We start from the raw sequence: 8,839 nt of genomic DNA on the forward strand, positions 1-8,839 counted from the left end.
TTCACTCAGCCCCAAACAACAAATTCTCCTTAATCTCCCGAATCCTATCCCTCAATACCGCCGCCTCTTCAAACTGCAAATCCCTAGCCGCCTGCTGCATGGCTTTTTCCAGTTTGGCGATTTCTTTAATCGCGTCTTCTTCGTTGTGGATTTCGCCGACTTTAACCTTGTTTTTGCCTTTCAGACGACCTTTGCCGCCGTCTTCTTCGTGGTACACGCCGTCGATGATGTCTTTGACCTGTTTTTTAATCTGTTGCGGCACGATGCCGTGTTCTTCGTTAAATTTAATCTGTTTTTCGCGGCGGCGTTCGGTTTCGTCGATGGCGGCTTTCATGGAGTCGGTGATTTTGTCGGCGTACAGGATGGCGACGCCGTTCACGTTGCGCGCGGCGCGGCCTATGGTTTGAATCAGGCTGCGGTGGGAGCGCAGGAAGCCTTCTTTGTCGGCGTCGAGGATGGCGACGAGGGAGACTTCGGGGATGTCGAGGCCTTCGCGCAAGAGGTTGATGCCGACGAGTACGTCAAACAGGCCGAGCCGTAAATCTCTAATGATTTCAACGCGCTCTACGGTGTCGATGTCGCTGTGCAGGTAGCGCACTTTAATGCCGAGTTCGCTGTAGTAGTCGGTGAGTTGTTCCGCCATGCGTTTGGTGAGGGTGGTAACGAGCACGCGTTCGCCTTTTTGAATGCGGTCGTTGATTTCGCTCATTAAGTCATCGACTTGGGTGGCGACGGGGCGGATGATGATTTGGGGGTCGACCAGCCCTGTGGGGCGGACGACTTGTTCGACCACTTGTCCGGCGTGTTCTTCTTCGTATTTGGCGGGGGTGGCGGACACGAAGATGGTTTGCGGCATGACTTTTTCAAATTCGTGGAATTTGAGCGGGCGGTTGTCGCGGGCGGAAGGCAGGCGGAAGCCATAATCGACGAGGTTTTGCTTGCGCGAGGCGTCGCCTTTGTACATGCCGCCGATTTGGGTAACGGTAACGTGGCTTTCGTCGATGAACATGATGGCGTTGTCGGGCAGGTAGTCCATCAGCGTGGGCGGCGGTTCGCCTTCTTTTTTGCCGGAGAAGTGGCGGGAGTAGTTTTCGATGCCTTTGCAGAAGCCCATTTCGTAGAGCATTTCGAGATCGAAGCGGGTGCGCTGTTCGATGCGTTGTTGTTCGACGGGGCGTTGTTCGCGGGCAAAAAATTCGATGCGTTCGCGCAGTTCTTCTTTGATGGATTCGCAGGCGCGCAATACGGTGTCGCGCGGGGTAACGTAGTGGCTGGACGGGAATACGGTATAGCGGCCGATGCGTTGGTGCAGGCTGCCTGAAAGCGGGTCGAACATATCGAGGCGGTCGATTTCGTCGTCAAAAAGGCTGATGCGCAAGGCGTTTTCGGAGCTTTCGGCGGGGTACACGTCAATCACGTCGCCGCGCACGCGGAAGCTGCCGCGTTTGAAGTCCAAGTCGCCGCGTTCGTATTGCATGGAAACGAGCGTGGCGATGATGTCGCGTTGCTCGATGGTGTCGCCTTCTTTGACGGACAACACCATTTGTTGGTATTCGGTCGGGTCGCCGATACCGTAAATGGCGGATACAGTGGCGACGATAATCACGTCGTCGCGCGTCATTAGGTTTTTGGTGGCGGAAAGGCGCATCTGCTCGATGTGTTCGTTGATTGCGCTATCTTTTTCGATGAACAAGTCGCGGCTGGGCACATAGGCTTCGGGCTGGTAATAGTCGTAGTAGGAGACGAAATATTCCACCGCGTTTTCGGGGAAAAACTCGCGCATTTCGGCATAAAGCTGGGCGGCAAGGGTTTTGTTGTGTGCCATGATGATGGCAGGACGGCCGCTTTGGGCGATGACGTTTGCCATGGTGTAGGTTTTGCCCGAACCGGTTACGCCGAGCAGGGTTTGATAGGCAAGGCCGTCTGAAAGCCCTTCGAGCAGGCCGGCAATGGCGGTGGGCTGGTCACCGGCGGGTGGGAAGGGTTGGTGGAGTTTGAAGGGGGAATTTGGGTATTGGATGACTTCCATATTGCCGCCTGTTTTTGGTTCGGGGAAATGGAGAATTATAGCAAAAAGGTCGTCTGAAAATTTTCAGACGACCTATCTATTTCTTGATGGTAGGCAAGTCAGAACAAAGGTAATGCCAACCCGATTTCCACTACGCTATAATAGCGGATTCCCATTTTAGCCTAAGAGCAACTGCCATGAACGATTATCCCGATACATCGTCTGAAGACCGTGAAGTCAGCGCGTTGTCGCTGCCGCCGCATTCGATGGAGGCGGAGCAATCTGTTTTGGGTGGACTTTTGCTCGAGAATTCGGCTTGGGACAGAATCGCCGATGTGGTTACCGGTGAAGACTTCTACCGACACGAACACCGCCTGATTTTCCGCACCATCGCCAATCTGATTAATGAAAGCCGTCCTGCCGACGTGATTACCGTTCAGGAAAGTTTGGAGCGCAATGAGGAACTAGAGGCGGCGGGCGGATTCAATTACCTGATTACTTTGGCGCAAAACACGCCGTCCGCTGCGAATATACGCCGCTATGCCGAAATCGTGCGCGAGCGGTCTATCATGCGCCAACTTGCCGAAGTCGGTACCGAAATCGCCCGTAGCGCCTACAATCCGCAAGGCAGGGATGCGGGGCAGCTTTTGGATGAAGCGGAAAACAAGGTGTTCCAAATTGCGGAAAGTACGGCTAAATCCAAACAGGGCTTTCTCGAAATGCCTGCGCTTTTGAAGGAAGTAGTCGAGCGCATCGACATGCTTTATTCACGCGACAATCCCGATGAAGTGACCGGCGTGTCAACAGGGTTTATCGACTTGGATAAAAAAACCTCGGGTCTCCAGCCGGGCGATTTGATTATCGTAGCGGGTCGTCCGTCTATGGGTAAAACTGCCTTTTCGATCAATATTGCGGAACACGTTGCCGTAGAGGGCAAGTTGCCTGTTGCCGTATTTTCGATGGAGATGGGCGGCGCGCAACTGGTGATGCGTATGCTGGGTTCGGTGGGCAGGCTTGATCAGAGCGTCTTGAAAACAGGCAGATTGGAAGATGAACACTGGGGTCGTCTGAATGAAGCTGTGGTCAAACTTTCCGATGCGCCTATGTATATTGACGAAACACCGGGCTTGACCGCGCTCGAATTGCGCGCCCGCGCCCGTCGTCTTGCACGCCAGTTCAACGGAAAATTGGGCTTAATCGTGATTGACTACCTGCAATTAATGGCAGGTTCAGGCCGCTCGGACAACCGCGCCTCAGAACTCGGCGAAATTTCGCGCTCCCTCAAAGCCTTGGCGAAGGAGCTGCAAGTTCCCGTTATTGCTTTGTCGCAGTTGAGCCGTACCGTAGAGCAGCGTACCGACAAGCGCCCGATGATGTCCGACTTGCGGGAGTCTGGTGCTATCGAGCAGGATGCCGACCTGATTATGTTTATGTACCGCGACGAATACTATAACCAAGAATCGCCTATGAAAGGCCTTGCGGAATGTATTATCGGTAAACACCGTAACGGTCCCGTCGGGAAAGTATTCCTCACTTGGATGGGGCAATTTACCAAATTCGACAATGCAGCCTACATTCCCGAATCCGCATTGATGGAAGATTGAGACAAATCAGCCTAAAAACCAAGCAAATTTCATATTTTATTAGGCAATCCATCCCAATATCGTTTAGAATGAGCCAAACCACATAATTACCGGCGATAAAAACATTCTAAGCCGGATGATAAAACACATTACTTAACTCTAGACGTTTTTACTACTCATGTACGCACAACAAAAAGGTTTTACCTTAATCGAATTGTTGGTCGTGATTGCTATTACCGCCATCATGGCCACTATCGCCCTTCCCAATATGAGCGAATGGATTGCCTCCCGCCGCGCTGCCAGTCAGGCAGAGCAGGTGGCGAACCTCTTGCGTTTCGCACGAGCCGAAGCAGTCCGCCTCAATCTCCCTGTCTATGTCTGTCCCGTACAAATCAGAAAAAACGGGATTCCAGACAATAAATGTGATACCAAATACAATCAAAGTGGCATCTTGGCCTATGCTGATAAGAGTGGTGATGTTAACTACAATGATGATAGGGCGGATATTTTCCTGCGCACTATTGTATTGAACGCTAAGGATGCGAATAAAGTCACCTATCAATTTGACCATGTCAAATTCGGTGGCAAAGACTCTGATTCACAGCCTGTTTTTTTCGCATTCCAGCCGAACGGTACTTTTGGCTATTCTGTCAATAAACCCAGTAAAAAAACTGATTTTACCTACTCGGACGGCTATATCAAAATCAGCATGACCGATTCCGCCGCAACCACAGAAAGTACCAAAAAGTCTCGTGCCAGCATTGTGTTGGTCGACAGTAGCGGACGAGTGGAAATCTGCGCCAAGTCAGATTCACGTGATCTCTGCAAATATGCAGAATCTAAAGCAAAATCCAACAAACAACCCCAACAATAAAATATAGCTCTATGAAACCCATGACATTACGTACAAAAGGTCGTCTGAAAACGAGTGAGTCGAGTTTCGCCAAAATGAGATCGGTAAGTTCCTCTAAGCCATATCAATCAGGTATGACTTTAATTGAAGTTTTGGTCGCCATGTTTGTCCTTGCAATCGGCGTGCTCGCTTTGCTTGCCATCCAACTGCGTACCGTTTCCAGCGTACGCGAAGCGGAAGGACAGACTATCGTATCGCAACTTACTCAAAATTTAGTCGAAGGGATGCTGATTAATCCTAGACTTGAAAAATGCGATACTCATCAAGCGGGAGCTACCAAGAGTGGGCGCGATAGAGGGTGGTGCAAAAATTATAGGGATTACTACACCACATATGGTGATTCCTCTACTGAGCCGTTGAAAAAAGGACCGCTGAAAGAGAGTATGAAAAAAGAAGAGTTGGCTAAAGCACAGCTTGGTAAATTTCATGACGAACTGAAAGCAGCTCTTCCTGACTCCGCGTTCTACTATTCAGTATGCCAAGATAGTTTGAATAAGGAGCCTACTTATGACGGGGCTTTTCACGAAAATTGCGATAAAAAAGCAGGTGCCGATACCGTTATCAAAGTATTATGGCTTAAAGATTTGGAAGGCGGTAAAGCCGCAAGTAATGCCAAAACATATGAAGATTCCATCATTTACACCTACCAAGTACGCGTAAGGGAAAAATAATGAATAATAAAAACCGCTCACACATTCCGGTAAAAGCAGGTATGCAAGGCTTCAGCCTGATTGAATTCCTTGTGGCAAGCGCATTGAGCATGATAGTCCTGTTGGCAGTCAGCTCCAGCTATTTCACTGCACGCAGTTTGAATACTGCTGCCACAGCGCGCTTAAATGTTCAGCAGGATTTGCGCAATGCATCTAACCAGATTGTGCGTGATGCCCGTATGGCTGGGAATTTCGGCTGTTTCAATATGTCGGCCTATGATGCCCAAGCCGTTATCGCTGACTCTGGCTCCAAAGATTTTCTCAAACTTAAAGGTAGTGGAAAAATGCTTCCTGCCGTCAGAGAAACAGATTCTTTAGGTGTGACTGACTTTAAACAGATCGGTAAGGCGCTGATTTTCCAATACGGCATAGATACCGCATCACCAGACGCGGCAACAGTAGTGGCCAGCAGCTGCACAAATATTACCAAACCAGGAGAAGACATTACTGATAGTAAAGCAGCTTTAAAGACAGATAGTTCCCAAGCAGGCAATATCTCCATAATGAAACATGAGGTGAATGCCTATGCTGTCGGTACTGCCGGAGGGCAAAAAGGTCTTTACCGTTTCCAATTGACAAAAAACGGTGAGTGGAGCAATCCGCAGTTGCTGATTAAGGGAATTGAAAGTATGAGTATTCATTACTTTTATACCCAAAATTGTCCTGAAACATTTGAGGAAAGTGAAACGGCATCTGCGTCTGCACCTACTCCAACTCCTGCCGGAAATGCTCAGAAGCAGGAGGATAAGACAAAAGATGAAACATTTAAATATACTACGACACTGTCTGGTGATGAAACTCCAGCCTCTATCGAACTCCTGTTGAACAGCGGCAGTATTAATGCTGGCGGAAGCAATGATGAAAACAAAGTTCAACTCTATCAAATCAATGCAACTGTACGCGGAGGAAACAAATGCGCAGACCGATTACTCTAAACCATCCTGCTAAAGCCTCCGCACAAAAAGGCTTTGCATTATTCATCGTCTTGATGATCATGATCGTCATCGCCTTGCTCGTCGTTACTGCGACCCAGTCCTATAATACCGAGCAGCGAATCAGTACTAATGATGCTGACCATAAATTTGCTACTACACTTGCTGAGGCGGCATTACGCGAAGGTGAGGACTATATCTATTCTATTGAAGAAGGCACGCAGATTTTTAATGATCAATGTTCCAAAGGGCTTTGCAGAGCTAAACAGCTTAGTGTTAAAGAATACACTACCCCAACTGGTATTATTGATGTTAAAGGCGAGGCAGATCTGAGCAAAGTTGAAGAAGCTTGGAAAAGAAAGCATGCAGAATGTCTTGATTCACATTCTAAGAAAGAAACAGAATGTATCAATGTTAATGGTAGAGAGTATCCGATTGATAAAAATAGCGGGGCTAAAAAGCCTCCCCGCTACATCATCGAATACCTAAGCACTAATTCTACCGACAACCGTACCATTTATCGCGTCACTGCTAAAGCATGGGGAAAAAACGAAAATACGGTAGTTATGCTGCAATCTTATGTAGCCAACGAATAAATAGATAAAATCATGAATACGTCTATCACTAAAGTTCAAGGGTTTACGCTGGTCGAGATGCTGATTGTCATTGCTATTATCGGCATCCTCAGCACCATCGCTTACCCTTCCTATATCCATTATATTGAACGCGGCTATCAATCTCAGGCGCATGCTGAATTGGTTATCATCAATAATTCCTTGAAAACCGAACTGGTCAAAAACCCTGCCCTTAAAATGAAAGATGAAATTGAGGGGGACACTGGGTTTTTTAAGAAATATCAGGCTACATCTGAGGTTGCGGCTAAATATGATTTCAGTGGCGCAATGAAAGATAAGGACTCTAAACACAGCAGGGCCTATTATCTTTTTGCTACCCCGAAAAGCGGGACGAATTACAAACTTTCCGTTTGGATGGATAGTTTGGGTAATGCCTACAAATGTACCGATGCAGAATCGGCCAAAGCCAAGTTAACAACTAAAAACGGTAATACTGGTTGCGAACCTGTTTCAAATAAAAAGTAGAGAAAAACAGTTTATTCCCTGCTAAAAAGGTCGTCTGAAATGGTGTTTTAGGCTTTAGAATAGATTAAACTGCACTTTAGTAGGTTCACTAAAGTGCAGTTTTTTATGGTGTAACGTACTTTACCCTACAGCTAGATTTTCAGACGACGTTTTTAAGCGAATCTTTAGCCGATGATATTGGAAGCGTTCAACCATACTGCTTGGTCGCTATCGAATTTTGCAAATACGGTATTACTGCTTGCACCTGCCGCACGATAAGCAAGAGTTTGTTGATATGAATCGAACACGAGATAAGAATGGTCGGCATCGTAATAAGCAGGGTTTCTAACAAACATCTCTGACCAGCTCAAATTTGCGCTGTTGCCACTCAGCAGAGAACGCATAGCAGATAGGTCGAGTTTGTCCATATCAGAGTTAAAGTCGGTTAAACGATCGATACTGCCTTCACGGATATCTGCTGCAGTAAAGGCGACGGTGTCTTTGCCTGCACCTGTGACGATGGTGTCGCTGCCTAAACCGCCTGCAAGATAGTCATCACCGTCCCCACCGTTGAGATAGTCATATCCATTGCCGCCTGACAGTGTGTCGTCACCGCTCATGCCATACAAGGTATCATTGCCTTCTTCGCCACTCAAGCGATTATGCCCGCTGTTTCCTATCAGGGTATTGTCGCCATAATTGCCAATGCCGAAGATGTTGTTGCTGCCTGTCAAAGTCAGGTTTTCGACGTTGGTTGGGGCGGTGTAGGAAACGCTGCTGTAAATGGTATCAGTACCCTCGAACCACCGCTCGGTGACAGTATCATTTATATTGTCCACATGATAGATATCATTTCCATATCCGCCATTCATGCTGTCTGCACCGCTGCCACCGTCTAAAGTATCGTTGCCGTATCCACCATCAAGCAGGTCGTTTCCTTCGCCTCCTTGTAGCACGTCATCTCCGCTATCTCCGTAAAGATAGTCACGGTCATCGCCGCCCATCAGCAGGTCGTTGCCGTCCATGCCGTGCAGCGTGTCGTTTCCGCGCCCACCGCTTAAGCGGTTGTTGCCGCTGTTGCCTGTCAGGGTGTTATTTGAGTTGTTGCCGAAACCGTAGTGGTTACCGTAGCCTGTCAGCGTCAGGTTTTCGACGTTGGTTGGGGCGGTGTAGGAAACGCTGCTGTAAATGGTATCGGTCCCTTCAAACCATCCTTCAGTAACGGTATCGTTCACATTGTCTACATAGTAAATGTCATCACCGTATCCACCGCTCATGCTGTCTGCACCGCTGCCACCGTCTAAAGTGTCGTTGCCGTATCCGCCATCGAGCAGGTCGTTTCCTTCGCCGCCTTGTAGAACGTCATTTCCGCTACCTCCGTAAAGATAGTCGCGATCATCGCCGCCCATCAGCAGGTCGTTACCGTCCATGCCGTGTAGCGTGTCATTACCACGACCACCGCTTAAGCGGTTGTTGCCGCTGTTGCCTGTCAGGGTGTTATTTGAGTTGTTGCCGAAACCGTAGTTGTTGCCGTAGCCGGTCAGTGTCAGGTTTTCGACGTGTGTCGGTAAGGTAAAGTTTGAGACCTTTGCAAAAATAGTCTGTTAACGAAAT

Annotated in this window: 8 protein-coding genes and 1 pseudogene; 6 read left to right on the forward strand and 3 right to left on the reverse strand. The window is 48.4% G+C overall.

The genetic code is table 11. The features are described 5' to 3' along the window. Nucleotide 1: 1 nt before the first annotated feature. On the reverse strand, nucleotides 2–2,029 hold the full coding sequence (uvrB, locus tag HMPREF3050_RS06050) for an excinuclease ABC subunit UvrB (RefSeq protein ID WP_070774048.1): 2,028 nt from the start codon (nucleotides 2,027–2,029) through the stop codon (nucleotides 2–4). Nucleotides 2,030–2,205: 176 nt separating this feature from the next. Between uvrB and dnaB the strand changes: the two genes are divergently transcribed. From dnaB to HMPREF3050_RS06080, 6 genes are all read left to right on the forward strand, one after another. Then, nucleotides 2,206–3,612, forward strand: coding sequence for a replicative DNA helicase (gene dnaB / locus HMPREF3050_RS06055; RefSeq protein ID WP_070491795.1), 1,407 nt, complete (start codon nucleotides 2,206–2,208; stop codon nucleotides 3,610–3,612). A gap of 157 nt (nucleotides 3,613–3,769) precedes the next feature. Further along, nucleotides 3,770–4,465 carry a pilus assembly FimT family protein gene (locus tag HMPREF3050_RS06060; protein WP_070774050.1) on the forward strand — a complete coding sequence of 232 codons (696 nt, stop codon included), beginning with the start codon at nucleotides 3,770–3,772 and terminating at the stop codon, nucleotides 4,463–4,465. Between the two features lie 11 nt (nucleotides 4,466–4,476). Beyond that, nucleotides 4,477–5,175 carry a type IV pilus modification protein PilV gene (gene pilV, locus HMPREF3050_RS06065; RefSeq protein WP_094113343.1) on the forward strand — a complete coding sequence of 233 codons (699 nt, stop codon included), beginning with the start codon at nucleotides 4,477–4,479 and terminating at the stop codon, nucleotides 5,173–5,175. Then, nucleotides 5,175–6,149, forward strand: a complete 975-nt coding sequence (locus HMPREF3050_RS06070; protein ID WP_070774052.1) for a PilW family protein — start codon at nucleotides 5,175–5,177, stop codon at nucleotides 6,147–6,149. The genes pilV and HMPREF3050_RS06070 overlap by 1 nt, the downstream gene beginning before the upstream one ends. Further along, nucleotides 6,128–6,742 carry a pilus assembly PilX family protein gene (locus tag HMPREF3050_RS06075; protein ID WP_070774054.1) on the forward strand — a complete coding sequence of 205 codons (615 nt, stop codon included), beginning with the start codon at nucleotides 6,128–6,130 and terminating at the stop codon, nucleotides 6,740–6,742. The genes HMPREF3050_RS06070 and HMPREF3050_RS06075 overlap by 22 nt, the downstream gene beginning before the upstream one ends. Before the next feature lie 12 nt (nucleotides 6,743–6,754). Further along, nucleotides 6,755–7,246, forward strand: coding sequence for a PilX family type IV pilin (locus tag HMPREF3050_RS06080; protein WP_070774056.1), 492 nt, complete (start codon nucleotides 6,755–6,757; stop codon nucleotides 7,244–7,246). A 164-nt stretch (nucleotides 7,247–7,410) separates the two neighbouring features. On the opposite strand, the gene HMPREF3050_RS06085 is transcribed toward HMPREF3050_RS06080, so the two are convergent. Further along, complete coding sequence (locus HMPREF3050_RS06085; RefSeq protein ID WP_246830239.1) at nucleotides 7,411–8,655, reverse strand: calcium-binding protein; 1,245 nt, start codon at nucleotides 8,653–8,655, stop codon at nucleotides 7,411–7,413. A gap of 18 nt (nucleotides 8,656–8,673) precedes the next feature. After that, a pseudogene (locus tag HMPREF3050_RS15155) lies at nucleotides 8,674–8,823 on the reverse strand (calcium-binding protein); the annotation flags it as partial. Nucleotides 8,824–8,839 lie beyond the last annotated feature (16 nt).

It is taken from the genome of Neisseria sp. HMSC065D04, from assembly GCF_001815675.1.
Taxonomy (GTDB): domain Bacteria; phylum Pseudomonadota; class Gammaproteobacteria; order Burkholderiales; family Neisseriaceae; genus Neisseria.